This window comes from Bradyrhizobium mercantei (genome assembly GCF_001982635.1).
Lineage (GTDB): Bacteria > Pseudomonadota > Alphaproteobacteria > Rhizobiales > Xanthobacteraceae > Bradyrhizobium > Bradyrhizobium mercantei.
The window spans coordinates 401,770-427,855 of the sequence record NZ_MKFI01000005.1 but is presented as its reverse complement, the minus strand read 5'-3'; the positions used below and the strand labels follow the sequence as shown (position 1 = coordinate 427,855).

24 protein-coding genes are annotated in these 26,086 nt (G+C 64.7%); 6 read left to right on the top strand and 18 right to left on the bottom strand.

Features of this window, described 5'->3' with window-relative positions; genetic code table 11:
* Window positions 1-65 precede the first annotated feature (65 nt).
* From BI327_RS24685 to bioB, 8 genes are all read right to left on the bottom strand, one after another.
* Window positions 66-878: a pentapeptide repeat-containing protein gene (locus BI327_RS24685; protein ID WP_076863807.1), complete on the bottom strand. Its 813-nt coding sequence runs from the start codon at window positions 876-878 to the stop codon at window positions 66-68.
* Between the two features lie 256 nt (window positions 879-1,134).
* On the bottom strand, window positions 1,135-3,147 hold the full coding sequence (locus tag BI327_RS24680) for an acyl CoA:acetate/3-ketoacid CoA transferase (RefSeq protein ID WP_076863805.1): 2,013 nt from the start codon (window positions 3,145-3,147) through the stop codon (window positions 1,135-1,137).
* A gap of 33 nt (window positions 3,148-3,180) precedes the next feature.
* Window positions 3,181-4,590 (bottom strand): GntP family permease, encoded by a 1,410-nt coding sequence (locus tag BI327_RS24675; protein WP_076863803.1) that lies wholly within the window; start codon window positions 4,588-4,590, stop codon window positions 3,181-3,183.
* 208 nt (window positions 4,591-4,798) lie between these two features.
* A complete protein-coding gene (locus BI327_RS24670) occupies window positions 4,799-6,238 on the bottom strand; it encodes a sigma-54 interaction domain-containing protein (protein ID WP_076863801.1) in 1,440 nt (479 codons plus the stop codon).
* Window positions 6,239-6,505: 267 nt separating this feature from the next.
* Window positions 6,506-7,768: an adenosylmethionine--8-amino-7-oxononanoate transaminase gene (locus BI327_RS24665; protein WP_076863799.1), complete on the bottom strand. Its 1,263-nt coding sequence runs from the start codon at window positions 7,766-7,768 to the stop codon at window positions 6,506-6,508.
* On the bottom strand, window positions 7,765-8,397 hold the full coding sequence (gene bioD / locus BI327_RS24660; RefSeq protein ID WP_076863797.1) for a dethiobiotin synthase: 633 nt from the start codon (window positions 8,395-8,397) through the stop codon (window positions 7,765-7,767). Before bioD ends, BI327_RS24665 begins: the two co-directional genes overlap by 4 nt.
* Window positions 8,394-9,548, bottom strand: a complete 1,155-nt coding sequence (locus BI327_RS24655) for an 8-amino-7-oxononanoate synthase (RefSeq protein ID WP_076863796.1) — start codon at window positions 9,546-9,548, stop codon at window positions 8,394-8,396. The genes bioD and BI327_RS24655 overlap by 4 nt, the downstream gene beginning before the upstream one ends.
* A gap of 65 nt (window positions 9,549-9,613) precedes the next feature.
* The gene (gene bioB, locus BI327_RS24650) at window positions 9,614-10,609 is read right to left on the bottom strand and encodes a biotin synthase BioB (protein ID WP_076863794.1); all 996 of its coding nucleotides are present in this window, start codon (window positions 10,607-10,609) and stop codon (window positions 9,614-9,616) included.
* 123 nt (window positions 10,610-10,732) lie between these two features.
* Between bioB and BI327_RS24645 the strand changes: the two genes are divergently transcribed.
* Window positions 10,733-11,371, top strand: coding sequence for a GntR family transcriptional regulator (locus BI327_RS24645; RefSeq protein WP_076863793.1), 639 nt, complete (start codon window positions 10,733-10,735; stop codon window positions 11,369-11,371).
* A 12-nt stretch (window positions 11,372-11,383) separates the two neighbouring features.
* Here BI327_RS24645 and greA read toward each other — a convergent pair whose 3' ends face one another.
* The 4 genes from greA to BI327_RS24625 form a co-directional block, all read right to left on the bottom strand.
* Window positions 11,384-11,866, bottom strand: coding sequence for a transcription elongation factor GreA (gene greA, locus BI327_RS24640; RefSeq protein ID WP_076863791.1), 483 nt, complete (start codon window positions 11,864-11,866; stop codon window positions 11,384-11,386).
* 79 nt (window positions 11,867-11,945) lie between these two features.
* Window positions 11,946-15,092, bottom strand: a complete 3,147-nt coding sequence (locus BI327_RS24635; RefSeq protein WP_076863788.1) for an efflux RND transporter permease subunit — start codon at window positions 15,090-15,092, stop codon at window positions 11,946-11,948.
* The gene (locus BI327_RS24630) at window positions 15,089-16,207 is read right to left on the bottom strand and encodes an efflux RND transporter periplasmic adaptor subunit (protein WP_076863786.1); all 1,119 of its coding nucleotides are present in this window, start codon (window positions 16,205-16,207) and stop codon (window positions 15,089-15,091) included. Before BI327_RS24630 ends, BI327_RS24635 begins: the two co-directional genes overlap by 4 nt.
* A gap of 494 nt (window positions 16,208-16,701) precedes the next feature.
* A complete protein-coding gene (locus tag BI327_RS24625; protein WP_076863784.1) occupies window positions 16,702-17,802 on the bottom strand; it encodes a hypothetical protein in 1,101 nt (366 codons plus the stop codon).
* A gap of 32 nt (window positions 17,803-17,834) precedes the next feature.
* Here BI327_RS24625 and BI327_RS41845 point away from each other — a divergent pair, with 32 nt between their 5' ends.
* Window positions 17,835-18,362: a hypothetical protein gene (locus BI327_RS41845; RefSeq protein ID WP_143271683.1), complete on the top strand. Its 528-nt coding sequence runs from the start codon at window positions 17,835-17,837 to the stop codon at window positions 18,360-18,362.
* Window positions 18,363-18,432: 70 nt separating this feature from the next.
* The gene (locus tag BI327_RS24615; protein ID WP_076863781.1) at window positions 18,433-19,545 is read left to right on the top strand and encodes a helix-turn-helix transcriptional regulator; all 1,113 of its coding nucleotides are present in this window, start codon (window positions 18,433-18,435) and stop codon (window positions 19,543-19,545) included.
* Between the two features lie 17 nt (window positions 19,546-19,562).
* Here BI327_RS24615 and BI327_RS24610 read toward each other — a convergent pair whose 3' ends face one another.
* Window positions 19,563-20,330, bottom strand: coding sequence for a dienelactone hydrolase family protein (locus BI327_RS24610; RefSeq protein WP_076863779.1), 768 nt, complete (start codon window positions 20,328-20,330; stop codon window positions 19,563-19,565).
* A 210-nt stretch (window positions 20,331-20,540) separates the two neighbouring features.
* On the opposite strand from BI327_RS24610, the gene BI327_RS24605 reads away from it, so the two are divergent.
* From BI327_RS24605 to BI327_RS24595, 3 genes are read left to right on the top strand one after another with little or no spacing between them, the layout of a single operon-like run.
* Entirely contained in the window at window positions 20,541-20,882 is a 342-nt protein-coding gene (locus tag BI327_RS24605; RefSeq protein ID WP_076863777.1) for a hypothetical protein, read from the top strand.
* A 12-nt stretch (window positions 20,883-20,894) separates the two neighbouring features.
* A complete protein-coding gene (locus BI327_RS24600) occupies window positions 20,895-21,536 on the top strand; it encodes a glutathione S-transferase family protein (RefSeq protein WP_076863775.1) in 642 nt (213 codons plus the stop codon).
* Between the two features lie 7 nt (window positions 21,537-21,543).
* Complete coding sequence (locus BI327_RS24595) at window positions 21,544-22,059, top strand: DUF1697 domain-containing protein (RefSeq protein ID WP_076863773.1); 516 nt, start codon at window positions 21,544-21,546, stop codon at window positions 22,057-22,059.
* 145 nt (window positions 22,060-22,204) lie between these two features.
* Here the strand turns inward: BI327_RS24595 and BI327_RS24590 are convergent, their stop codons facing one another.
* From BI327_RS24590 to bchE, 5 genes are all read right to left on the bottom strand, one after another.
* The gene (locus tag BI327_RS24590) at window positions 22,205-23,428 is read right to left on the bottom strand and encodes a threonine ammonia-lyase (protein WP_076863770.1); all 1,224 of its coding nucleotides are present in this window, start codon (window positions 23,426-23,428) and stop codon (window positions 22,205-22,207) included.
* Window positions 23,429-23,494: 66 nt separating this feature from the next.
* Window positions 23,495-23,644, bottom strand: a complete 150-nt coding sequence (locus BI327_RS42425) for a hypothetical protein (RefSeq protein ID WP_159450486.1) — start codon at window positions 23,642-23,644, stop codon at window positions 23,495-23,497.
* A 90-nt stretch (window positions 23,645-23,734) separates the two neighbouring features.
* The gene (locus BI327_RS24585) at window positions 23,735-23,890 is read right to left on the bottom strand and encodes a response regulator (protein WP_167386906.1); all 156 of its coding nucleotides are present in this window, start codon (window positions 23,888-23,890) and stop codon (window positions 23,735-23,737) included.
* 54 nt (window positions 23,891-23,944) lie between these two features.
* A complete protein-coding gene (locus tag BI327_RS24580; RefSeq protein WP_245334920.1) occupies window positions 23,945-24,355 on the bottom strand; it encodes an aminoacyl-tRNA deacylase in 411 nt (136 codons plus the stop codon).
* 125 nt (window positions 24,356-24,480) lie between these two features.
* Window positions 24,481-26,007 (bottom strand): magnesium-protoporphyrin IX monomethyl ester anaerobic oxidative cyclase, encoded by a 1,527-nt coding sequence (gene bchE, locus BI327_RS24575; RefSeq protein ID WP_076863766.1) that lies wholly within the window; start codon window positions 26,005-26,007, stop codon window positions 24,481-24,483.
* Window positions 26,008-26,086: the final 79 nt, after the last annotated feature.

Here is a 26,086-nt window from a genome sequence, read left to right as displayed (position 1 = left end):
CTTTCTTCACGCGAACCGGGACCCATCCCGCATCAAGCGCGGGACCGGCTTCGCCGGAAAACGCTCTAACGTTGGCGCCGCGCCAGGTTCAAGTTCCGGGCCTTGTCCAGGTTGCGCGCCTCAGCCAGCGCGGCCGCGCTCGGCAACAGGGCCGACGCTAGGTCGGTCTCAGTGAAATCGGCGCCGGCGACATTGGCATCGGATAGGTCGGCTCCCGCAAGGTCGGCCTTGCTGAGGTTGCAATTCGTCAAATTGGCGTTCTGCAGCTGCGCGAATTCGAGATCGGCGCGAGAGAGATTGGCGCCGCTCAGATCCGCATTGCGGAGATCGGCGGATTTGAGCACGCCACGCATCAGGCCCATCGATTGATTGCGCATATCCGCGCTCAAATCGGCACCCGCAAGCCTGGCCCCGACCAGGCTGGCACCGGAGAGATCGGCGGTTATGCGAGCACCGCTCAAATCGGCGCCGCCAAGCCTGGCGCGATGCATCTGCGTGCCGAGCAGCGATGCCTTCGCGAGAGATGCCTCCGTCAAATCTGCGTCGATGAGCCAAGCCTGGTTCAGGATCGCCCGATCGAAGCGGGCGCCCTTCAGATTGGTCCGGTTGAACTTTGCGAGATGAAGGTTGCCACCGGAGAAGTCGAGGCCCGAGAGATCGAGGTTCGACAGTCGCTTTCCCTCCAAATCCGCAGAGCCCCGGTCCCCTTGAGGCACCGCCTTGAGGAGCGCGTCGACCTCGGCGCGCGTCATCTCCGCCGCCGTCATATCGGGACCGTTGAGATCGACGTCGCGCAGCATGTCCTGCGACACAGCGTCGGTCGGATCAACGAGCAGCGCCGCTATCGACACTAAGGCAAATGCGAGACGAAACGACATCGTCGTCTCTCCGCTTTTCAGCAACCCGGCATTGTCTGTTTCATGCTTCGGGTTGGTCGCACCGTCAGGTCAGCTGATCGCCTCCGGCTTGTACCAGAGTATGAAACCGGATCCTGATCCTGGCAATGCCCACGACCGCTCCACCCGAAGGAACGCCGCCGACGACGGCAAAGGAGGGATCGCGGATCATCGCCCGCGAATCCCGGGCGTCCGGCGACGGAGGCAATTTTACCGCCGCGTGCCCGTTTCGGTCCGGCTACGGGGTGAGCCCGGCTTCGACATTGTGCCAATCCGTGCGCGCGTCTGCCGCGCTCTCGGAGATATGCGCGGCAACGCCGCGCCGCTCCAGCGCTTCGCCGAGCTTGATGCGCAGGAAGCCGGACGTGGTGTAGCGGGAGACGCCGGAATAAAAGCGGTCGGTCAGGCCCTGCACCATCGCCGAATATTCGTCGAGCAATTCGGGAACAATCGAGAAATTGTCGTAGTTGACGATCGCATAGACGCGGCGATCGAGCCCGCTGAGTTGGGCTTCGACGGCCTGCGCGATCGCCTCGATGTCACCCCTGCCGCGCAGCGAGAAACGCTCCAGGTTGACGAAGAACAGGTTCTGCTGCGGGTCCAGCGTGAAGCGTCGATCGAGCGGAAGCGTCAACAGGTCGCCGCGCAGATCCATCGGCCCGTCGCGGAAGATCCGGGCATCCATCAAGGCTGGATCGCGCGGGATCAGCGGCCTGAAATCCATCAGCCTCAAGATGTCGCGCTCGATGTCGATGCCGGGCGCGACCTCGATCAGCTCGAGGCCACCTTCGGTCAGCGCAAGCACGCAGCGCTCGGTGACGTAGTGCACGGTCTGCCCGCGCCTGGCGGCGAAGGCGCCGCTGAACGTCACATGCTCGACCGCCTCGACGAATTTGCGGGCCTGCGCTTCCTCGGCGATGACCAGCCTGCCGTCGGTGACGCCGATGCGCTGGCGTCCCGCGCCAAACGTGCCGACGAAAATCACCTTCTTGGCGCTCTGGCTGATGTTGATGAAGCCGCCGGCACCGGCGAGCTTGGGACCAAATTTGCTGACGTTAAGATCGCCGGCGCGATCGACCTGAGCAAGGCCGAGGAACGCAGCATCGAGGCCGCCGCCGTCATAGAAGTCGAACTGATAGGGTTGGTCGATGACCGCCTGCGTGTTGACGGCGGCACCGAAATCGATCCCGCTCGCCGGTACGCCGCCGATCACACCGGGCTCGGCCGTCAGCGTGATCAGGTCGATCACCCGCTCTTCGTTGGCAACGGCGGCGATCCCTTCGGGCATGCCGATCCCGAGATTGACGACGCTGTTGGCCTTGAGCTCGAACGCCGCCCGGCGCGCGATGATCTTGCGTTCGCTCATCGGCATCGGCGGCAGCGAGCCGGCGCGTAACCTGATCTCCCCGCTATAGGCCGGATTGTAATGCGTGCCAAAGGTCTGCCAGTGGTTCTCCGGTTTCGCCACCACCACGCAGTCGACGAGGATGCCGGGGATTTTCACCTGACGCGGATTGAGGCTGCCGCTCTCTGCGACGCGCTCGACCTGAGCGATGACAATGCCGCCGGAATTATGCGCCGCCATGGCGATCGCCAGCGCCTCCAGCGTCAGCGCTTCCTTTTCCATCGTGAGATTGCCGTCGGTATCGCCGGTGGTGGCGCGGATGATCCCCACGTCGATCGGAAAGGCCTTGTAGAACAGGCACTCCTCGCCGCCGAGCGTGACCAGCTCGACCAGCTCATCGACGGTGCGGGCGTTGAGCTTGCCACCACCCTGGCGCGGATCGACGAAGGTGCCGATACCGACGCACGAAACGTGGCCGGGGCGACGCGCGGCGATATCGCGGAACAGATGGGTGATGACGCCTTGCGGCAGATTATAGGCCTCGATCTGATTTGCGATCGCCAGTTGCTGCAATTTGGGTGCGAGCCCCCAATGGCCGCCGATCACGCGCCGGACCAGACCCTCATGCGCGAAATGGTTGAGCCCGCGGTGCTTGCCGTCTCCCTGCCCCGCCGCATAGACCAGCGTGAGGTTGCGAGGCTTGCCCTGCGCATAGGGCGCGTCCGTTTCGTTGGCGAGATAGAGCTCCTCCAGCGCAAGCGCGATCTCCTCAGCAAAACCGATGCCGACAAAGCCGCCGGTCGCGACCGTGTCACCATCCTGGATCAAACGCACCGCTTCGGCGGCGGTCACGATCTTGCCCTTCTCCGTCGTACGCAGATAGGACAGTGCGGGATGCTGGCTCACATCATTACTCCCGATCTTTGGTGCGTTTTCCGGCTAGACCAGCCCGGTGACGTAATAGACCGCGATCACGAAGAACACCGCCAGCGTCTTCAGGCAGGTCACCGCAAAGATGTCCTTGTAGGACTGTTGGTGGGTCAGCCCGGTCACCGCGAGCAGGGTGATGACGGCGCCATTGTGCGGCAGCGTGTCCATGCCGCCGCTCGCCATCGACGCGACGCGGTGCAGCACCTCGGGCGGGATGTGCGCCGCCTCGGCCATGGCGACGAAATCCTTCGCCATGGCAGCGAGCGCAATCGACATGCCACCCGAGGCCGAGCCGGTGATGCCGGCGAGTGAGGTCACGGTGATGGCCTCGTTGACGAGCGGATTTGGGATGGCCTTCAGTGCATCCTTGATGACGATGAAGCCGGGAAGCGCCGCGATCACGCCGCCGAAGCCATATTCGGACGCGGTGTTCATCGCCGCCAGCAGCGCACCGCCGACCGCGGCCTTGCTGCCCTCGGCGAAGGTCTTTTTCAGCTTTGGAAACGCGAATGCGAACACCGTGAGAATGCCCGCGATCAGTGCGCCCTCCACTGCCCAGATCGCCTTGATGCTGGCGATCGGCGTGGTAATCGCATGGTCGAGCGCAAGCGTCAGATCGTAGCTCGTGCCATACGTCCGCTCGATCAAGCCGCCGAACACGCCGGGAAAGCCTCCGAGCAGCAGGTTGACCGCAAACACCACGATCAGCGGCAGAAAGGCGACCAACGCCGGCGCCAGCTCCGTGGTATCGACCGGCGGCGGCTCATTGCTGTGTCCCTCGCCATAGCCCTCGCCGGCGATAGCCGCCTGACGGCGGCGCCATTCGAGATAGAGTAGGCCGAACACCAGGATGAAGATCGCACCAATCGTACCGAGGATCGGCGCCGCGCCGTTGGTGGTCTTGAAATAGGTGGTCGGAATGATGTTCTGAATCTGCGGGCTGAACGGCAGCGAATCCATGGTGAAGGAAAAGGCGCCGAGCGCGATCGTGCCGGGAATCAGGCGTTTTGGAATATTGCCGGCCCGGAACATCTCGGCGGCGAAGGGATAGGCGGCGAACACCACGACGAACAAGGAGACGCCGCCATAGGTGAGCACCGCGCAGACCAGCACGATCGCAAGCATCGCGCGCTGGCTGCCGACGAGGCCAATCACCGCCGCCACGATCGATTTGGAGAAGCCGGAGAGCTCGATCACCTTGCCGAACACCGCGCCCAGCAGGAACACCGGGAAATACAGCTTCGCGAAACCGACCATCTTGTCCATGAAGAGACCGGTGAAGGCGGCCGGCACTGCGCCCGGATCGGTCAGCAGCACTGCGCCGAGCGCGGCGACCGGCGCGAACAGGATGACGCTGAAGCCGCGATAGGCGACGAACATCAGGAAAACGAGCGCGGCCAGCGCGACCAGAAAGCTCATCTGTTTCTCTCCCGGTAATTGTTCTTTTCGGACGCTTGTTGCGCATTCGAGGCGCGTCTTCCCGGAGGCAGAGCAAGGGGCGGGCCAAATTGCCTCGCAATGCATCAAATGGCTGAAAAGCCGGCAATTCGTCGCCGGCGTGTGGGTGTGCCGGCGGATCGGTTGCTGTCTACGATCTGAGACTCAAGACACCTTGAAGTCTCAGAACTCAGACAGCATCCGATTGGGCGAGACCGAATTTTGCGAGCTTCTTGTAGAACGTTGCGCGCGAGATGCGCAGCATTCGCGCGGCTTCCGAAATCTGCCCATTGGCGGCCTGAAGCGCGCATTCGAGCGTCCGCTTTTCGAACTCCGCTTCGGCCTGCGCATAGGGAATCACCGTCCCGGCGGGCGGCGGCGGCACGGCGGCCCTCCCCTCGGCGCCCACGGACAGGATGCGGGCGAAGTCATCGCCGGCGAGACGACCGGAGTCGCTGAGAATGAGCGCGCGCTCCAGCACGTTGCGCAGCTCACGGACGTTTCCAGGCCAATCGTAGCAGGCGAGCGCGGCGAGGCCCGACGGCGTGAGCTTGGCGTTGAGGTAGTCGCCGGAACGGACGATGTCATCCAGCAGCCTTGCGCAGATTTCCGGGAGATCGCCGGCACATTCGCGCAGCGGCGGCAGGGCGATCGTGAGCACGTTGAGGCGGTAGAAAAGATCGGCCCGAAATGTGCCTTCGTTGACGCGCTTTTGCAGATCGACGTTGGTCGCGGCAATGACGCGAACATCGACCTTCGTGACCTTGTCGGACCCGACCGGCTCGATTTCACGCTCCTGCAATACCCGCAGCAGCTTGCTTTGCAGCTGCAACGGCATTTCACCGATTTCATCGAGGAACAGCGTGCCGCCATCGGCACTCCTGAACTTGCCGTCGCGGCCTTTGCGGTCGGCGCCAGTATAGGCTCCCGGCACCGTGCCGAAGAACTCGGACTCGATCAGCGTATCCGGGATGGCGGCGACGTTGACGCTGACGAAGGGCTTTTCGGCGCGCGCCGAAGCGTTGTGGATCGCCTGCGCCAGCAATTCCTTGCCTGTTCCAGTTTCGCCGGTGAGCAGCACCGTCACGCTCTGGCGTGCCGCCCGGCGGGCGAGCTCCTTGGCCCGCCCGATGCGCTCGGTGTTGCCGACATAGTCGTCGAAGGTAAACCGCGCGCTGCGTGGTTGCGACAATTGCCGTTTCGCCAGCCTGAGGTCGCTTTCGAGCTGGCCCATCCGCGCGATCAGCGGCTTCAAATTGTCGAGACGGTCCGACAGCACGAAGCCGATCGCGCCTATGACGTTCCTGTTCTCGTCCTCGATCGGCATGCGCGTCACGACGAGCTGCTCGCCGCCGAGCTCCATGATATCCAGAAGGATCGGCTCGCCGGTCTCGGCGACGCGGCGCATCAGGCTGTTCGGGATGATCTCCTCGATGGGGCGCCCGATCGCCTCGGAGACGTGGCCAAGGCGAAGCGAGTGAAGGTATTTTTCGTTGACGTAGACGACGCGCCCGTCGCGATCGATCGCGATGGCGCCTTCGCAGAGATCCTCCAAGCGCTCCAGCAGCGTTTCCATGGCGCGTGCGCGGATGGTCGCGGGATCGCTGACGATGGGCTGGCGATCGGACATGGAGTTGCGAATGGTCCTTCAACAATGAGCGAACGCGGATGGTCGTGAACGACCACGCGTCCCGCTCCCCGCTCCACCTGTCTCCGGAAGGACTGGACCTGCGAAGCCGATCGGGTTGCGCCAAATCTAGCAGGAGATCGCATGATTTCACATCAGCGCCGGTCAAAACTTCGAGCCCGGCGGGTGGCGCGGCTGCGTCGTCCGCAGGATAATTATACCGGAATTTCAACAATATAGGCGTTCGACGCTTCGCCCTGGACTGTGGCGTCACGCCAGCTCATCGGCCGCATCCTTGATCGCGGCGTAGATCTCCGCGAGATCGGCCTCCGTCACGCAGTAGGGCGGCATGACGTAGATCGTGTTGCCGAGCGGCCGCAGCAGCAGGTTCCGGCGTTCGAAGAAGGCCTGAAGCTTCGGGCCGATCCCCGCGAGATAGCCGGCGTCGCCGGCCTTCAGGTCAAGGGCCGTGACGGTCCCGGTGCGGCGGACGTTTTCGAAGCGCGCATCGGCGCGGAACGGTGCAATCAGGCGCTCCTGCATCGCGGCAACTGACGCGACGCGCGCGCCCGCACCGTGCTGCCAGAGCTCGAGGTTTGCCCTTGCGGCGGCGCAGGCGACCGGGTTTGCCGTGTAGGAACTGGAATGGAAGAAGGTGCGCGAACGGTCGCTGGAATAATGCGCATCGTAGATGTCGGCGCGGCACAACGTGACCGCGAGCGGCAGCGACCCGCCGGTGAGGCCCTTCGAGTAGCAGGCGATATCCGGGCTGACATCGGCCTGTTCGCAGGCGAACAAGGTACCGGTCCGGCCCCAGCCGGTCATGACCTCATCGGCGATGAACAGCACGTTTGCGGCTTCGCAGATGCGCTTCATCTCCTTCAGCACCCAGGGCGGGTACATCAGCATCCCGCCCGCGCCGAGGATCAGCGGCTCGACGATGAACGCCGCCGCGTCGTCTCTCTTGCAGGCGGCTTCGAGCGCATCGAGCGTTGCCTGCTCGTGACCTGCGGCAGGAAACGGGACCGACGCGACGTCGAACAGCAGCGGCTCATAGGCCTTATTGAACACGCCGCGGGCGCCGACCGACATCGTCCCCACGGTGTCGCCATGGTAGGAATGCTGCATGACGATGATCCGCGTACGCGGCACGCCGATATTGTGCCAATAGCCGAGCGCCATCTTCAGCGCCACTTCGACGCTGGTCGAGCCGGAATCGGAGAAGAACACGTAGTCGAGGCCAGGAGGCGCGAGCTTCAATAGCTGCGCGGCAACCTGCTCGGCCGGATCATGGGTATGGCCGGCAAAGATGATCTGGTTGAGCTGTTCCGCCTGGTCCTGGATCGCGCGCACGATATGCGGATGGCAGTGGCCATGGGTCACGACCCACCAGGACGCGATCGCGTCGATGATGCGACGATCATCCGCGGTGAAGAGATAGGCGCCCTCGCCGCGCACGATCCGGGTCATCTCGCCGTGCAGCGCGTGCTGGGTGAACGGGTGCCAGATCGGCGATTTCCTGGGAGATATCATGGATTGAAATCTTCGCGCCGGAACGAATCCTTGAATGCCGCCTGCAGCGTGTCCGGCGCAAGCGGAGAAAGCAGGGGCAACCGGCCCAGGCGGCGCACTTGGCCGAAGTCGCAGATGGCGCGCTCGCTCTCGGGATTGCTGTCCCCGATGAACGCGATCCCGATGATATCGATCCCGCGCGTGCGCAACGCCTCGACCGACAGCAGCGAATGATTGATGGTGCCGAGCGCCGTGCGGGCGCAGAGCACGACCGGCAGCCGCCATTGCACGAACATGTCGATATAGAGCGTGGTGTCATTGAGCGGCACCATCAGCCCGCCGGCGCCCTCGATCACCAGCGGCCGGTTCCCGACATCCGGCACGTTGAGCGCGGCAGGGTCGATGCGCACACCGTCGATCGCAGCGGATTGATGCGGCGAGGCCGGCGTTCGCAGCCGATAGCGCTCGGGCACGATGCGATCGGCCGAAAGGCCGCCGAGCCGCGCGACCAGCTGCGCGTCGGTCTCCTCCTCGAGGCCGGATTGAACCGGCTTCCAGTAGCTGGCGGCGAGGAAGGAGGCGAGGCCCGCGGAGAACACCGTCTTTCCGATCCCGGTATCGGTGCCGGTCACCACGATCCGGCCGGTCATTGCGACCAGCCGTTTGTCTCCGCGACGAGCGCGTCGAGCAGCGCGCGCACGTCGTCCTCGTCGACATTGAGGGTCAGCGCAATGCGCAAGCGCGCGGTGCCCGCCGGCACGGTCGGCGGTCTGATGCCCCTGACGTCGAAACCGCGTGCCTGCAGCGCCGACGCGAGCCGCATCGCGCGCGCATTGTCGCCGACGATATAGGGCACGATCTGCGAACGCGACGGGCTGCGCCAGCCACGCAGGTCGAACTCGCGATGCGTGAACGCGACCAGCTTTGCCAGGCGCTGTTGATGCTCGGGCTCCTGCTGCAGGATCAAGAGCGCTTCGCGCACGGCAACGGCCACTAGCGGTGACGGCGCGGTGGCGAAGATGAACGGGCGGCAGCGGTTGACCATGAAGTCGCGCAGCACGGTCGGGGCCGTGACCAGCGCGCCCGCGGCGCCCAGCGCCTTGCCGCAGGTATGCACAATCACGAGGTTCTCGCGCCCTTCGTAAGGCGCCGTCAGCCCGCGGCCCTGCTCGCCATAGACGCCGGTGCCGTGCGCCTCGTCCACCATCAGGAACGCGTCATGACGATCGGCGATCGCGATGAGGTCATCGAGCGGCGCAACATCGCCGTCCATGCTGTAGACGCTTTCGACCACGATCCAGACCCGGCCCGCGCCACCCTCGGCGCGCCAGCCGCGAATGGTGTCTTCGACCGACTGAGGACTATTGTGTTCGCTGAACCGGAACTCTGCGCGGCCGGCCCGTGCGCCCTCATGAATGCTGGCATGCACGAGAGAATCGAGCACGAGCAGGTCGCCGCGCTGCGGCAGCGTCGTCAGCACCGCGAAATTGGCGACATAGCCGCCGCCGAAGAACAGCGCGGTCTCGGCCTTGAAGAACGCGGCGGCCTCCGCTTCCAGCCTTTCGTGCTCCTCGCAATTGCCGCGCAACAGCCGCGAACCGCCGGCGCCGATCGGCGTGCCGGCCTCGAGCGCGGCCGCGACCGCATTCTTGATGCGCGGCGCGGTCGCGAGCGCCAGGTAGTCGTTCGATACGAAATCGATGCCCGCGCGCGGCTTGAGGCCGCGCAGCCGATCGTCCTTGCTCAGGGCGTGCAAGGCCGCGGCGTAATCAGCGGCGTTGGCCGCATGGATTGCGCTCATTGCTTCACTCACAGAAGGATGGTTGACCGCGCGCGAGCGGCGCCCATGCGGGCTGACGGTTACGTTCAGGCGAGGGCGGAGTTGATGCCGAGCCGATCGAGCAGATTGGCGTCGCGATCGCGCTGCGGGTTCTTGGTGGTGAGCAGCACATCGCCGATGAAGATCGAATTCGCACCGGCCAGGAAGCACAGCGCCTGCAGCTCGTCGGTCATGTATTGCCGGCCGGCCGACAACCGCACCACGCTGTTCGGCATCAGGATCCGTGCGGTGGCGACCAGCCGCGCCAGCGCGATCGGATCGGGACGCTCCGCGGTGTCGTTGACCGGCACGCCCTTGACCTCGTTCCACAGGTTGATCGGCACGCTCTCCGGATGGCTGGGGAGATTGGCGAGCAGCACCAGCATGCCGAGTCGGTCGTCAACCTGCTCGCCCATGCCGATAATGCCGCCGCAGCAGACCTTGATGCCGGCATCGCGCACATGCGCGAGCGTATCGATGCGGTCCTGCAAGGTGCGGGTGGTGATGATCTTGTCGTAGAACTCCGGGGAGGTATCGACATTGTGGTTGTAGAAGTCGAGCCCGGCGTCAGAGAGGCGTTCGGCCTGGTCCGGCGTCAGCATGCCGAGCGTGACGCAGGTTTCCATGCCCAGCCCCTTCACCGCGCTGACCATGTCGCAGACCTGATCGAGATCGCGGTCCTTGGGGCTGCGCCAGGCCGCGGCCATGCAGAAGCGGGTTGCGCCGGCATCCTTGGCGCGCTGCGCGACCGCCACGACCTCGTCCCGAGGCATCAGGCGGGTGGCCTTCAGGCCGGTGTCGTAATGCGCGCTCTGGGAGCAGTAGCCGCAATCTTCCGGACATCCGCCGGTCTTGATGCTGAGCAGGCTCGCGGTTTCGACGTGGTTCGGATTGAAGTTGGCGCGGTGAATGCCCTGCGCCTGGAACATCAGGTCCGCGAACGGCAGGTTATAGAGCGCCTCAGCCTCGGCGCGCTCCCAGGTCTTGCGGGGCGCAGCGTTGGAGCGGCTGTCGGTCCGTTCGATCTCAACGACATCAACCATCGGGCTTGCCTTCTCGTTTGTTTTGGATCATAGATAATCTTGTATATTATCTATGATTATGGACTTAGAACGATGCTAGCCGAGGCCAGGCACAAGCGCACCCGTTTTTATGATAGATAATCTATGATGGATGACGGCGAGAACACGACGACCGCCGGGCGCATTGCCGAGGCGATCGGCGAGCGCATCATCAGCGGCGCATTGCCGCCGGATGCTCCGCTCCGGCAGGATCATGTCGCGCGGGAATTCCATTCCAGCCACGTCCCGGTGCGCGAGGCTTTCAAACAATTGGAGGCGCAGCATCTCGTCGTCGCCGTGCCCCGTCGCGGGGTGCGGGTCGCGCCTCTCGACACCAACGCGGTGAGGGAAATCGCCGAGATGCGTGCCGCGCTCGAGGTGGTTGCGTTGCGCAACGCCGCGCCGAAGTTCACGCCGGCCCATCTGGCACGGATCGAGCTCGCCATGATCGAGGGCGACAATGCCGAGACCGTGCAGGATTTCGAGATGGCCAATCGCGCCTTCCATCACGCGCTGGTGGCGCCCTGCGCGATGCCGCGGCTGCTCGCGAGCCTCGACGGCCTGCAGCTTGCAAATTCGCGATCGGTGTTCGCGATGGCGCGCAATGCCGGCTGGCGGCCGCGGCCGAGCCAGGATCACCGCGTGATCCTGCAGGCACTGCGCGCGCGCAACGTCGAGCAGGCCTGCAGCCTCCTTGCACGGCACATTCAGACGATCGAGCGGCTCGCCCTGCCGGCGGCGTGAGCGGAAGATGCGTTATGCGATCGCGACGATCTCGAGCTCCTGATCGCCGGATCGGACGACGTCGCCCAACGCCTTCCCCATCAGCGATCTCGCCACCGGCGAGACAAAGGAAATTGAGCCGGCCTTTGGATCGGCCTCGTCCTCGCCGACGATGCGATAGGTCTGCACGCGCCCGTCCGCGCGGCTGAACGTCACCGTGCTGCCGAAGGCAACGGTTTCGGTCGACGCCGGATCAGGCACGACCTGCGCCGTGCGGAGCCGTTCCGTGAGATAGCGCGCATCGCGCAATGGAACCGCCGACTGCCGTCGCCGTTCGTTGACGTCGTCGAGCTGCTGCGCGGCCTCGTAGGCCTCGCGCGCCTCCTGGAGCTGTCGCTCCAGCGCCTTGCGTCCGGCTTCGGTCACCAGATTGGCATGTGGCGAAATCGGACGGTCCGGCAACAGCGTCTCAGACGCAGTCTCGGCACTTTCTTCCTTGGTAAAGGCAACGCTCAATCCGGAACTCCATCGATGAGGCGCGCAGTATAGACCCGCCTCACGTGCCCCGCTAATGCGCGATGGGATTAGGCTGGAACTAATGCGACGTCGGCTGTTCCGCCTTGCGCCTGCGACCGAAGCGATTCTTCGCACCCTCGCGCCAGCCCTGGAAGGTGACAAAGAGCATCGGCACCAGGAAGATGCCGATCGTGCTTGCGGCCAGCATGCCGCCGAACACCGCGGTGCCTACGGCACGGCGGCTGATCTCCGCGGCGCCGGTCGCGACCACCAGCGGCACCAGGCCGAGGATGAAGGCGATCGAGGTCATCATGACGGCGCGGAAGCGCATTTGCGCGCCGGTCGTCGCGGCCTCTGCAATCGGCTTGCCTGCCTCGCGCTGCTCCTTGGCGAACTCGACGATCAGGATGCCGTTCTTGGCGGCGAGCGCGATCAGCACCACGAGACCGATCTGGCCGTAGAGATCGAGGTTCAACCCCGCGAGCTTGATCGCGAGATAGGAGCCGAACACGCCGACCGTGACCGACAGCAGCACCGGAATCGGGATCGTCCAGCTCTCATACAGCGCCACCAGGAACAGATAGGCAAACAGCACCGCGAGCGCGAGGATGATGCCGGTCTGGCCGGACGCCGCCTGCTCCTGATAGGCGGTGCCGGTCCATTCATAGGAATAGCCCGAAGGCAGCGTCGATTTGGAGAGGTCGGCCATCGTCGCGATCGCGGTGCCAGACGACACCCCCGCCGCCGGGCTGCCGTTCACCGTGACCGAGCGATAATTGTTGTAGCGCGTGATCACCTGCGGGCCGGTCACGATCCGCAAGGACGCGATCGAGCGGATCGGCACCATCTCGCCGCCGGTGTTGCGCACATAGATCTGCCAGATGTCGGGGATGTCGCGGCGGTCGGCCGCATCGCCCTGCACGTTGACCTGCCAGGTGCGGCCAAACAGGTTGAAATTGTTGACGTAGATGCCGCCGAGCGTCGCCTGCAGCGCGGTGAAGACGTCGGCCATGTTGAGACCGAGCGCCTGCGCCTTGGCGCGATCGATATCGAGATAAACAGACGGATTGGTCGCGGTGAAGGTCGAGAACACGCGGGTCAGATTCGGATTGCGGTTGGCGGCGCCGATCAACCCGCCCATCACGCTGCTGAGCGAAGCCGGATCCTGCCCCTCCAGCGCCTCGAGCTGATATTCGAAACCGCCTGATGTCGAGAGGCCGATGATCGGCGGCAGGTTGAACGGCAGCACCGAGGCCTGACGGATCTGCGATCCCCCGACGAAGGTCTGTCCGATCGCGGCCTGTACCGATTCGGTGACGGCCTTGCGGTCGGCGAACGCCTTCATGCGCGCCACCATGAAGGCTGAATTCGGCTCGCTCGCACCGTCGAGCAGCGAGAAGCCGATGATCGACAGCACGTGGTCGACCGCCGGGTTCTTCTTCAGCAGCGCCTCGACCTGCTTGGTCACTTCGCTGGTGCGCGCCACCGAGGCGCCGTCAGGCAGTTGCACGGCGATGAAGAAGGCGCCCTGGTCTTCCTCGGGCAGGAAACCGGTCGGCGTGATCTTCGACACGCCGAACACCGCGCCGGCAAACACCAGCACCGCGACCAGCGACAGCACCGCGACGCGCACCAGCCGCTGCACCACGCCGGCATAGCGGTCGCGCACCCAATCGATGCCGCCGAGCACCCGTCCCATGATGCCACGGCGCGGCCCGCCATGGCGCAGGAACACGGCGCACAATGCGGGCGATAGCGTCAGCGCATTCAGCGCCGAGATCACCATCGCGGCGCTGATCGTCACCGCGAACTGGCGGAACAGCGTGCCGGAGATGCCGGGGATGAACGCGATCGGCACGAACACCGAGAGCAGCACCAGCGAGATCGCGATGATCGGCGCCGTGATCTGCGCCATCGCCTTCTTGGTGGCATCGGCCGGCGACAGCTCCGGCTCCTCCTCCATGACGCGTTCGACGTTCTCGACCACGACGATGGCGTCGTCGACCACGATGCCGATCGCAAGCACCATCGCCAATAGCGAGACCGTGTTGGCGGAATAGCCGAGCGCCAGCAGCACCGCGAAGGCGCCGATCAGGCTGACCGGCACCGCGACCGCCGGGATCACCGTGGCGCGCAGATTGCCCAGGAACAGGAACACCACGATCACGACGAGCACGAAGGCCTCGCCGAGCGTCTTCATCACTTCCTTGATCGTATCGGAGACGAAGGTCGTGGAGTCGTACTGCACGAGGTAGGTCAGCCCCGGCGGAAACCGCTCCGACAGCCGCGCCAGCGTCGCTTGCACGGCCTTCGCCGTGGTCACGGCATTGGCGCCGGGCGCGAGATAGATGCCCATCGGCACGCCCGGATTGCCGTCGATCCGCGATTCCGAATCCATGTTCTGCGCACCGATCTCGACGCGGGCGACATCCCTGATCCGCAGCACCGATCCGTCCGGATTCGCCCGCAGCACGATGTCGCCGAACTGCTTGGATGTGGTCAGGCGGCCCTGGGTCTGCACGTTGAACTGGAATTGCTGGTCGTTGCTGATCGGACGCGCGCCGATGCGGCCGACCGGCGCCTGCACGCTCTGGGCACGGATCGCGGCGATCACGTCCGACGGCGCCAGATTGAGGCTGGTCAGGCGCTGGGTATCGAACCAGATCCGCATCGAGTAGTTCAGCTTGGCGAACAGCGAGGCCTGGCCGACGCCGGGCGTGCGCGAGATCGCGTCCAGCACGTTGATGATGGCGTAGTTGGTGATGAACAGCGGGTCCTGCTCGCCGCTCTTGCTGTACAGCACGATGAACTGCAGCACGGCCGAGGATTTCTTCTGCACGGTGAGGCCCTGCGCCTGCACCTCGGTCGGCAATTGCGCGAGCGCGCTCTGCACCCGGTTGTTGACGTTGACGGTATTGATGTCGGGGTCGGTGCCGAGCGCGAACGAGACCGTCAGCGTATAGCTGCCGTCATTGCCGCTGGTCGACTTCATGTAGAGCATCTTGTCGACGCCGACGACCTGCGCCTCCAGCGGCTGGGCGACGCTCGATTCGACCACTTCAGCCGACGCGCCGGGAAACACGGCCGAGACCGTGACCTGCGGCGGCACGATGTCCGGAAACTGGGCGACCGGAATTTGCATCAGCGCCAGCGCACCCGCGATCGTGATCACGAACGCGATGACGATCGCAAGCCGCGGACGATCGACGAAGACAGCGGAAATCATGGGTTGTTGCCCGTCGATTTCTGCGTGCCGCCGGCGCCGCTGTCCGCCGAAACCTTCATGCTCGACTGGATCAGCGCGCTGGCCGGCCCCGGCGCAACCACCTCGCCCAGTCTGACCTTCTGCAATCCCTCGACGATCACCTTGTCGCCGAGCGCGATGCCGCTCGTCACCGCCGCGATCGTTGCGGTCGATTGTCCGAGCTGGATCCGCTTTTGCTCAGCCTTGTTGTCCGCGCCGACGACGTAGACGTACTCGCCCTGCTGGTCCGACAGCACCGCCGAGCGCGGGATCGCCAGCACCTCGACCGGCTGTACGCCTTCCAGCAGGACGGTCACGAACTCGTTGTCGGTCAGCTCGCGGACCGAACCGCCGGCTGCCACGGACGTATATGTCGACGGATTGGGGATGATGCCGCGCAAGGAGATGGTGTCGGTATTCTGCGCGATCGTGTTGTTGACGAAGTTCAGCTCGCCGGTCTGCTCGTAGAGCCGGCCGTCCGGCAGGCGCACACGGATGACGACCGCCTTGAAGCCGCCCCGCGTCGCATAACGGTCACGCAGATCAAGCGCCTCGCGCACCGGCACGGGGAAAGTGACATACATCGGGTCCTGGCTGACGATGGTCGTCAAGGTCCCCGAGCTCGGCGTCACAACGTTGCCTTCGGTGACCGAGGTACGTCCGATCCGGCCATCGATCGGCGAGTGGATCATGGTGTAGTCGAGATTGATCTGGGACAGGTCGACCTGCGCCTGCGCGGCCTGCACCTGCGCCTCGAGGCTCTGTTGATTGGCGACCGCGGCGTCGACGCTGGATTGCTGGCCGGCCGGACCGCCGAGCAGAGACTTGGCGCGATCGGTGGTCAGCTTGGCGTTGACCAGCGTCGCCTGCAACTGGGCGACCTGCGCCTTCTTCGATGCAAGATCGGCCTCGAACGGGCCGCGCTCGAGTTGATAGAGCAGGTCACCGGCCTTGACCTCGGCGCCCTCGACGAAGTTCCGCTTGTCCAGGAAAGCCGTGACGCGCGCCACCACGTTGACGCGGTTGGGGGCCTCGATGCGTCCCAGAAATTCATTGGTCTCGGTGATCGGCCGCTTCACCGCCTCGAATATGCCCACCGCCGGAGGCCCGGGCGGGCCCGCCTGCGCATGGGCCGCCGAAACCCCGATAGCCGTCAACCCTGCCGATACGAGAAGCCCTGCCAATCCACCGAGCATTCGTTCCGTACCACTCATGCTGTCCAACCCTTCGGCTACCAACAAGCTCTACGAGACGGATATGACGTCGAGTTCCCTCAGACCGAGACGATCAGGACGGGCAAGGTGCGTTGCAGGAGATCATAACGCGGCCAATCCGACAATCCTGTAACCTGATCGCGCAGGTTCCGTTGACTCCGGTTGCCGGCAGCTTCGAAAGTCGACGCACCGCTGCAACGCCGCGGCGATCGCAACCGCGCCGTCCGCCTTGGGGCCAGCAGTGAACACCGAAAGCTCCCGTCAATTTGATGGACGCAAGTGCTACCTCGGTACGATCGCGGTCAGGCATGGAGTATGCAAGACGCCGCGTGTGCTTGATGGCGTATCGGAAAGTCGGGGAGCGCGGCCCCTGCGGCCTACAACGCGATGGCGTTCTTCAACCGCGACGTCTCTTGATAGGCGGGCGACGCCAAATGGCCGTACAGCCATGGCCTTGCGCGCTTGCCGCTGACCTCGTGCACGCCGTCAAAGACATCGATGTCGATCAAATGCGCATGGCCTGACGATGCGTAGACGGACTGCATCTCCGCGAATTTCTCATCGCGCCCGAGTTCGGTCGCGTTTGCACCGTCGCGGCTGCCGATCTCGGCGAACAGAGGGCACGGATGGATCAGGTCCGCAAGCTGCCAGCCGGTATACTTGGCACGGCTGTTGGCGAAATGAATATAGGCCGCAAGCTCGATGCCGAGATTCTTGCTGATGACGGACGACATCAGGAACTTCTTCTCGTCACGCATGTAGCCGGAGACGACGGTCGGCCGCATTCGCCCCGTCGCGGCCTCCAGATGCAGCGCGAGAAACGCGCCCCAGGACACCCCGTAGACGCCGACATTCAGACCGGATGCTCCGGTCAGCTTCCGGCAGACGATCTCGCCGGCGTCGAGCGATGCGCAGGACAAATTGTGCGCGGAGATGCCATGGGATGCCAGCATCGCGGCGATGTTGTTCTGGCTTTCCTGATTTCCGATCTGGACGATGTAAGGACACCAGACGACATAGCCGTCCTGGCAGAGATGTTTGCCGAGCGCATTCATGTAATCCTTGTCGGCATCGTCGAAGCACCGCTCCGGCGTGCTCGCCATGCCGTGGCCGAGCAGGATCAATCCCTTGAATTCACCATCGGGAATTCCAAGACATCCGCGCACCGGCACACCGCATTCCAGATCGAACTCGACCTTCACGACCGAGAAGCCATCCGCCGTGCTGCGCCCGAGAATCCGGAGCTCGTCGCGGGATGGCCGATAAAGCCGCCGCGCGCGCAACAAGGACCGCATCTCCCTGCGAATCTCCGGACCGGTTGCAACCGCGCGCAGCTTTCCGGCGGCCGCAATATCGAAGAACGACCGGCAGAACGTATCGTAGCCAAGCGCCGGCAGATCGATATTCGCGCACGATCCCTTGCAATGACTCAGCGCCAGCGTGTTGCCGGTGACGGACGAGGGTCCGACCAGCGTCATCAACAATCCGGAAAGCGCCCTGCGACTGATCATTGGCCCAGCTGGCGCCATGGAATGCGCGGACACAAATTAAAGGATGTTCATGGTCGAAAGATCGCGTCCGGCGTTGCAAATGTGCGACGGTGGCAGGCCTGGCACGCCGGCAATTCACGCGAAAATTATTTCGAGACGCTTCAGAAGATTTCTGTCTGTCGCGCGGGTTCAATTTCATTACACGCGGCGATGATCGGCTCAGGCTTGATCGTCAGGTCTTCGTCAGGTCTTCATCAGGTCTTGGGCTTGATCTCGCCGACCTTGGCATCGGCGGCCTTCGGCGGGTCGCCGAAATCGGTGGCGGCGTGAACGTCCTGAACGGCAACAAGACCAGCGTCTCGGCCAGCCTGCCGATCAGCCTCAAGAACACCAATGGCGTCAGCGCGTCCCTCGGCCAAATTCCTCGCCGCGACATTTCGTCCCGACCAGTGCCATGCCGCGACGCACCGGATGTCCGGCAGGACCAACGAAAGTCGATCATTCATCATGAGTGCCCCGGAATAGCCCGGACTCGTGGCTCGGACTGAATTGCTCTAGGCAATATTTCCGAGGTCGATGGGTTTATCTGTTGGGCAACGAATTTTTCCGGGATGGCCGATGGCGAACGACCTGCACGAGCATCTGATCGAGCTGGCCTATGAGGCCGCGGTCGTTCCCGAACTGTGGCCGAATGTGCTGCATCAGGTCGGAGGCATCGCGAAGGCGCGCGGTATCGTGTTGCTGACGGCAGCCCCGCACGACGTCCGTTGGGTCGCATCTCCCGACATGCACGACGACACGGTGGCCTATGTCGAAGGCGGCTGGCACGAGCGCAACGGGCGGTTGCCGCGCCTGCTCGCGGCCAATCATGCCGGCTTCCTGCGCGACATCGACGTGTTCGACACGCCCGAGGAGGTGCAGCAGGATTACCAGATCCGCGAATTCTTCCGTCCGCGCGGGCTCGGATGGGGCGCCGGTACCGCGATCCCGGTGCCGAGCGGCGACGTGCTGATCTACAGCGTCGAGCGCGAATACCAGCACGGGCCGATCGAGCGGGAAGCGCTCGAGCAGCTCGATGCGCTGCGCCCGCATCTGGCGCGTGCGGCGCTGCTGTCGGCGCGGCTCGGGATGGAGCGCGCAAGGGCGGCAACCGAATCGCTGGCGATGCTCGGCCTGCCCGCCGCGGTGCTGCGGCGCGGCGGCCGTCTGATGGCGGCCAACACGCTGTTCGATCGCCTGGTGCCCGACGTGATGCAGGATCGCGCCGAGCGCCTGACGCTGGCGGCGCCCGCCGCCGACACGCTGTTCGCCCAGGCGCTCGCGGCGCTCGAGCAGGGGCTGATCAGCCTGGAGGTCCGCTCGGTGCCGATCGCCGCGCAGGAGGACCGCCCGCCGCTGATCGTGCATCTGGTCCCGATTCACGGCGCCGCGCGCGACCTGTTCGACCGCGCGCTGGCGATCGTGATCGTGACCCCGGTGGTGCCGGCCGAGGTGCCGACCGCGGAAGTGCTACAGGGCCTGTTCGACCTGACGCCGGCGGAAGCGCGCGTCGCGCGCGGCATTGGCGAGGGACGCACCGTCGACGCAATCGCCATCGCGTTCGGGATCTCCCGCGAAACGGTGCGCAACCAGCTCAAGGCCGTGTTGGCGAAGACCGGGCTCGGCCGCCAGGTGGAACTGGCTGGACTGCTCGCCGGCGCGAAGGTGCCCCCCGGTTCGTCGGCGGAGTAAGACGCAGCAGCCTCTGTTCAGGCCGCGCTCAAGCGAGCCTGGAAGAAGCCGGCCACACGGCTGACCGCATCAATGGTCATTGGATCATTGTCCGCAAAATCGAACCCGTGCGCCTTACCCGGATATCTGACGATCTCCGCTGCAGCGCCGACCGACTTGCCCAGCCTGACGAGCTTCTCACCGCTGGCAAGCGGCACGTTATGATCGGCCTCGCCGTGCAACTCGATCATCGGCGGCAGGTGCTTGACCTCAGGCGCAATCTTGTCGGGCATGCCGCCATACAGCACGGCGAGCGCAGACACCCGCGCGTCACGGGCCGCCGCGGCCGCGGCGACGTAGCCGCCGAGCGAAAACCCAAGCAGTCCGACCCGGCCGGAACTGTCGGCGCCTGCCAGCACCGCTGATAGCACCGACGAGACACGCGCGGCCCAGGCGTCGAAACGCCCGGCTTCATAGGGCGCCCGGCTCTCGCTCGTGTGCATCGTCGCAAGCGCCTGCTCGTCTGCCGGCGTGTAGTAACGAACGAAATAGGCGTCGATGCCGTCTGCCGTCAGCGCATTGGCATAACGCTCATAGGCCTGCGGCCTGAGATCGAAGCCGCGCAAGCCGTGCAGCATCAACACCGCCGGCCGCTTGCCGGCCCGACCGGAGGCAAAACGGTTGAGCGTGACCTGGCCTTCGGCGACATCCACACGCAGCGTCTCGGCGGTTGCGGCCGCAACCGATGGTGATGCGGCCAGCAGGGCAAGGCCACCAAGCAGGCTCCGTCGGCTGATCGCTGGCATCGAATCCTCGATTGGATTGGGCGGCCCTCGGCCCGGCCGCGCCGCTATATCATGCCGAACCGCACGCCGGGCAGCGCGTTCATTGATTTGGCCGGTCCTCGGGGACATCGCAAAAGGATCGCATGTTCAAACCGCGCCGGTTGCGCTAGTGATAGCTCCCCTCCTTCCGTGCGCCGGCCCGGCGCATGTCCAGTCAATGAGTGTATCTGAATGGCCGAAGCCGACCTCGACGCCGTCATCCGGCAAACCGCAAGAGCGCAGACCAAGGCCGTGATGGCGGCTGCCAAGAAGCGCCAGGCCGTCTGGGTCGCCCGCGCCGCCAAGGCCAAGGACAAGGAGACCAAGGCGCGCTTCCGCCACCTCGCCACGAGCACCATCCTGAACGCGACCGCGACCGCCAAGCGGTTGCAGAACTCGGCCGAGAACGCCGCCGACGCCTATGCCCGCGCCATGAAGAAGGCGATGGAGGAGCCGCCGCCGGCCACGGAGTCCAAGAAGAAATCTGAGAAGAAATCCGAGAAGAAGCCGGCGAAGAAGAAAGCGGCGGCCTAACCAGGAGCGCGCATGCTCACCGTTCACCATCTCGGCAAGTCGCAATCGGAGCGGATCGTCTGGCTGTGCGAGGAGCTGGAGATCCCCTACGAGCTGAAGTGCACCACGCGCGATCCGGTCACGATGCTGGCGCCGGCCGACTACAAGGCGCTGCACCCGATCGGCGCTGCGCCCGTCATCACCGACGGCGAGCTGGTGCTGGCCGAATCCGGCGCGGTCGTCGAATACGTCGTCGCCAGATACGGCAATGGACGGCTGACGTTGAGGGCGGACCATCCCGATTTCGCCCAGTTCCTGTACTGGTTTCACTTCGCCAACGGCACCTTGCAGGCGCAGATGGGCCGCAGCATGATCCTGCACCGGCTCAACCTCGCCGCCGACAATCCGTTACTGGTCGCGACCAAAGCGCGGGTCGATCGCTCGTTCGACCTGATCAATGCGCGGGTGCGCGACGCGACCTATCTTGCGGGCGATACGTTCACGACGGCCGATATCATGATCGGTTTCTCGCTGACGACGATGCGCTATTTCCTGCCCTACGACCTCGGCCGCTGCCCCAACATCAGGGACTATCTCGGCCGCATCGCCGCGCGCCCGGCCTATCAGCGGGCGATGCAGAAGGGCGATCCGGGCATGGCGCTGCTGCTGACGTGAGGCCGTGATGCCGCGTTACGTCGCCTTGTTGCGCGCGGTCAATGTCGGCGGCACCGGCAAGCTGCCGATGACCGAATTGAAGGCGATGTGCGTCGACGAGGGGTTCGTCGACGTCGAGACCTACATCGCCAGCGGCAATGTCGTGTTCTCCTCCAAGCTCGGCGCAGCCAAGGTCAAGGCGGCGCTGGAGCAGCGGCTGCAGGCCTATGCCGGCAAACCGGTCGGCGTGGCGGTGCGGAGCGCGGACGAGATCGCCGCGGTGTTGAAGGCCAATCCGTTTCCCAAGGCGCCGCCGAACTTTACGGTTGCGATCTTCCTCGACGAGCCGCCGCCCAAGGATGCGCTGAAGGACATCAAGGGTCAGCAGGACGAACAGGTCAAGCTCGGCAAGCGCGAGATCTATGTCGCCTATGGCAGCGGCATGGGCCGTTCGAGGCTGAAGATCCCCGCCGCCGCCAAGGGCACCGCGCGCAACATCAACACGATCGCGAAGCTCGCGGCGCTTGCGGCGGGGGATGACTAAGCCCGATCGGCGGACCTAAAGCCCGTCATCCTGAGGTGCGAGCTCTTGCGAGCCTCGAAGGATGCACGGCCCGGCTGGTGGCCGATTCATCCTTCGAGGCTCGCTCCGCTCGCACCTCAGGATGACGGGTCGAACAGTTTGCCTATTAGCTCTCCCGTACCGCGAATCCCGCTGCGTTGAGCGCGGCCAGCACGTCTTCCAGATGGGCGCGGTCGCGGGTCTCGATCACGAGTTCGAGCAGCGTCGCCTTCGCCGGCAGATCGGAGAAGGTGCGCTGATGCGAAACCTCGATGATGTTGGCGCCGGCATCGGCCAGCAGGATCGACACTGCCGCGAGCTGGCCAGGCCGGTCGACGATGTCGAGAGCCAATTGCGTGAGCCGTCCCTCGCGCGCGAGCTCGCGGGTCAAGACCGAGGCGATCAGCCTCGTATCGATATTGCCGCCGGTCAGCACCAGGCCGACATTGCGGCCGGCAAAGCGTTCGGGTGCCGCGAGCACCGCCGCGAGGCCGGCGGCGCCAGCGCCCTCGACCACCGTCTTCTCGATCGAGATCAGGGTTGCGACCGCGCGCTCGATTTGGTCTTCGCTGACCAGCACGATATCGTCGACAAGCTCGCGGACGATCTTGGTGGTGATCTGCCCGGGGGCCTTGACCGCAATGCCCTCGGCAAGCGTATCGCCGCGCATCGGCAGCTGCTTGCCTTTGACGGCATTGTACATCGACGGATAGAGCTGGGCCTGCACGCCGACGATCTGCACCGACGGCTTCAGCGCCTTGGCGGCGGTGGCGATGCCCGAGATCAGCCCGCCGCCGCCGATCGGCACCACCAGGATATCGAGCTCCGGCACCGCCGCGAGCATTTCGAGCCCGATCGTGCCCTGGCCAGCAATGATCAGCGGATCGTCATAGGGATGGATCAGGATCAGGCCCTTCTGCGCCGCATGCGTGCCGACGAAGGCGAAGCATTCCTCCAGCGTCTGCCCGGTGATGATGACCTCGGCGCCGTGCCGCCTGGTGTTCTCGATCTTCACCATCGGCGTGCCGATTGGCATCACGATGGTAGCGGGAATGCCGAGCCGCTTCGCGTGATAGGCCACGCCCTGGGCATGATTGCCGGCCGACATCGCGATCACCCCGCGCTTGCGCTCCTCGGCGGACAGCGCCTGCAGCCTGTTCAGCGCACCGCGCTCCTTGAAGGTCGAGGTGAACTGCAGGTTCTCGAATTTCAGGAACAGGCGGCAGCCGCAGATCTCGCCTAGCGTGCGGCTTTCGTTGCACGCCGTGACCATGACCGAATCCCTGATCACGTCGGCGGCACGGCGCACGTCGGCAAGGGTGACTGCGGGTGTATCGGAAGGATGCGGCATCGGATTTCGCTTTGGACCGTTTCGTCAAACGGAACCTAGCGGGTTTCGGCGCCGAAAACGACCGCCCTATTGCGCGGTCAGCACCCGTTCCTCCGGCCTGGCCGGCGCGACCAGCTGGATCTCATCGCATTTGGGGCATACCAGCGCGGTGCGGAAATGCTTGTCGAGCACAATGGTTCGCGTCCTGCCGCACTGGCAGCGCATCGGCTTATCCATGGAAGATCGGCCCGGGTTCGAGATGCAAGGAAAGCGTGCGCTTAGCTATCCCGGTCCGGTTAACCCAATATGACTTGGGGCCTGAAAAAATCAGAAGAAGCCCGCGCTGAGATCGAGGCCGTAGCTCGCCCTGAGCACCGCAACGAACAGCACCGCGAAGCCGAACAGCAGGACATGCCGGGCAATCAGGCTCCGAAGCGAATTGGCCGGAAACACACGTGCGATCGATTGAGCCAAAGCAGTCATTTGCGACCTCCAGAGCCACGTCCCGAAGTTAGGTCGCGCGCAACGCCGCGAGGTTCAACGCGGCTCGCGGAACGGCCGGCGCCGCGGTGATGCGCTCAGTGCGGAATCACGTCGCGCCTTCATCGGATTCCTGAAGCGGTGACCGACCACGATGAGCGCGCCCTCTGCACGGATCGCGGCGTCGCTCGGCGCCGCCGGCGGCAGATTGTCTTGCGTGACGGCCTCCAGCGCGCGGAGGAATTCGCGGCCGGCCGATGTGATCTCCCAGCCCTCGACGTCACGCAGCACATAACCATTGCTGAAGATGTCGAGTTCGGGAACCCGCGACGCCAGCCGCTTGATCCGCGCATGCCAGTCGCCGCCGCTCGATGAGAGGATCGCGAGATCGTGCTTGAGTGAATCGAGTGCGGCTCTGCCGCTGACGTGACTCGCCAATATTTTTAGAATCGCAACCTGTATGCTCAAACTCGACGCCTCGACCGCCACGGTTCTTTTTGTTCTGCGCAGCCGATCTGGAAATTATCGCGCTGACGACTCCAACGTCCAGTCATCAGCGCCAGTTATCCAGAAGACGGCATGACGGTATGAGCTTACGCCGCGCGCGATGTCCCGACGCGGCGCTCGGGCCGGTGCGACGACATCGATTCCTCTTCTGTATCCTGCGGCGCGCCCCAAAATTCCTGCACCGTCGGCCCGTGCTTCAATCTCCTGTCGCGCAGGAAGCCGAGAACCTCGTGCGGCCAGACGCGGCGTCCCATCTGCGTGTACCAGCGCATCGCATGACGAAGCCCGGCGTCGCGATGAAACAGCACGCGGAGCAAGGCCTTCGGCCGGCATTGCAGCACCATCTCGGTGAATTTGAACCAGAGCAGCACGCGCCATGGCGGCATGTGCCGTGTCGCGAGTACCTGATGCTTGTAGTCCCACAGCCTGCGATCAGTCTGAATGACGCGCCGCTCTGCCGCGAGACGGAAATACGGCGTCCAGCGATGCGGCGTGACGTAGAGCATCTGGATCTGGTCGGGATCGTAGGACAACAGCTGCCGCAGGCCGCGCCAATGGTCGCGATCGGTCTCCTCCTCGAAGCCGACCACCCAGGTCGCCATCGACAGGATGCCGTGCTGGCGCATCAGGCGGATCGCCTCGCGGTCGGTCGTGGTGGTCGCACCCTTGCGGATCAGCTCCAGCGTCTTCTCGTCGGTGTTCTCCATGCCGAGCAGGAAGCGCTGCCAGCCGGCCCGCTTGTAGAGATGCAGGATGTCGGCGTCGCGGACGATGTCGTCGGCGCGGGTCGAGCCGACCAGGATCAGATCGACATTCTCCGCGATCAGCGCCTCGAGGAACGCCCGCCACGCCTTCTTCGAGACGGTCGGATTCTCGTCGGCGAAATTGATCACCTTGACACCGTGCTCGCGATGCAGCCGCGCCAGCTCCTTCGCAAAGAGCACGGGATCGCGGTGCCGCCAGCGCGTCCAGAAGCCGCGCTGACCGCAATAATTGCAGAGATGCGGGCAGCCGCGCGAGAACTGCACGACGACGGCACGGAGCCCGCCCCAGTAGCTGTAGCGCGCGTGATCGATCAATTCCCAGCCGATCCGATAGGCATCGAGGTCACGGATGACCGGCGCGGGCGGCGTGACGCGCGGTCCATAGTCGTCGCGGAATGCGATGCCATTGATGATACGAAGATCGTCGCCGGTCTCCAGCGCCCGCATCAGGCGGCGCGCGGTCTCTTCGCCCTCGCCGCGCACGATCGCGGTGACGTAGCGTTCCTCGCGCAGGATATCGCGCCAGTGATAGGTCGGGAACACGCCGCCATAGACGATCCGGACATTCGGCACAGCCTTGACGATCGCCTGCGCCACCTCGGTGATGACGGGATGGCCCGAGGTCGAGCCGGAATGGCCGAACAACACGGCATCCGGAGCGAACCGCGATGCCTCCGCCACGATGGCCGTGAGCGGCATCGGTCCGAACTCGGCATCGAGCAGACGAACCTGGTGGCCGTCGTCGATCAGCGGACCGCCGATCGACAGCAGGCCGAGCGGCGGCAAATGGTCGTCGGGGATCCGGCTGCCGATCGCTGGATGCGGCACGTTGATGAGAAGAATACGCATGGATGATCGCTCCCGCTTTTGGTTGGCGTGATCGGTCGTCCCCGAATGTTGTGATGGAGAGCCCAACCCCCCGGCTGGG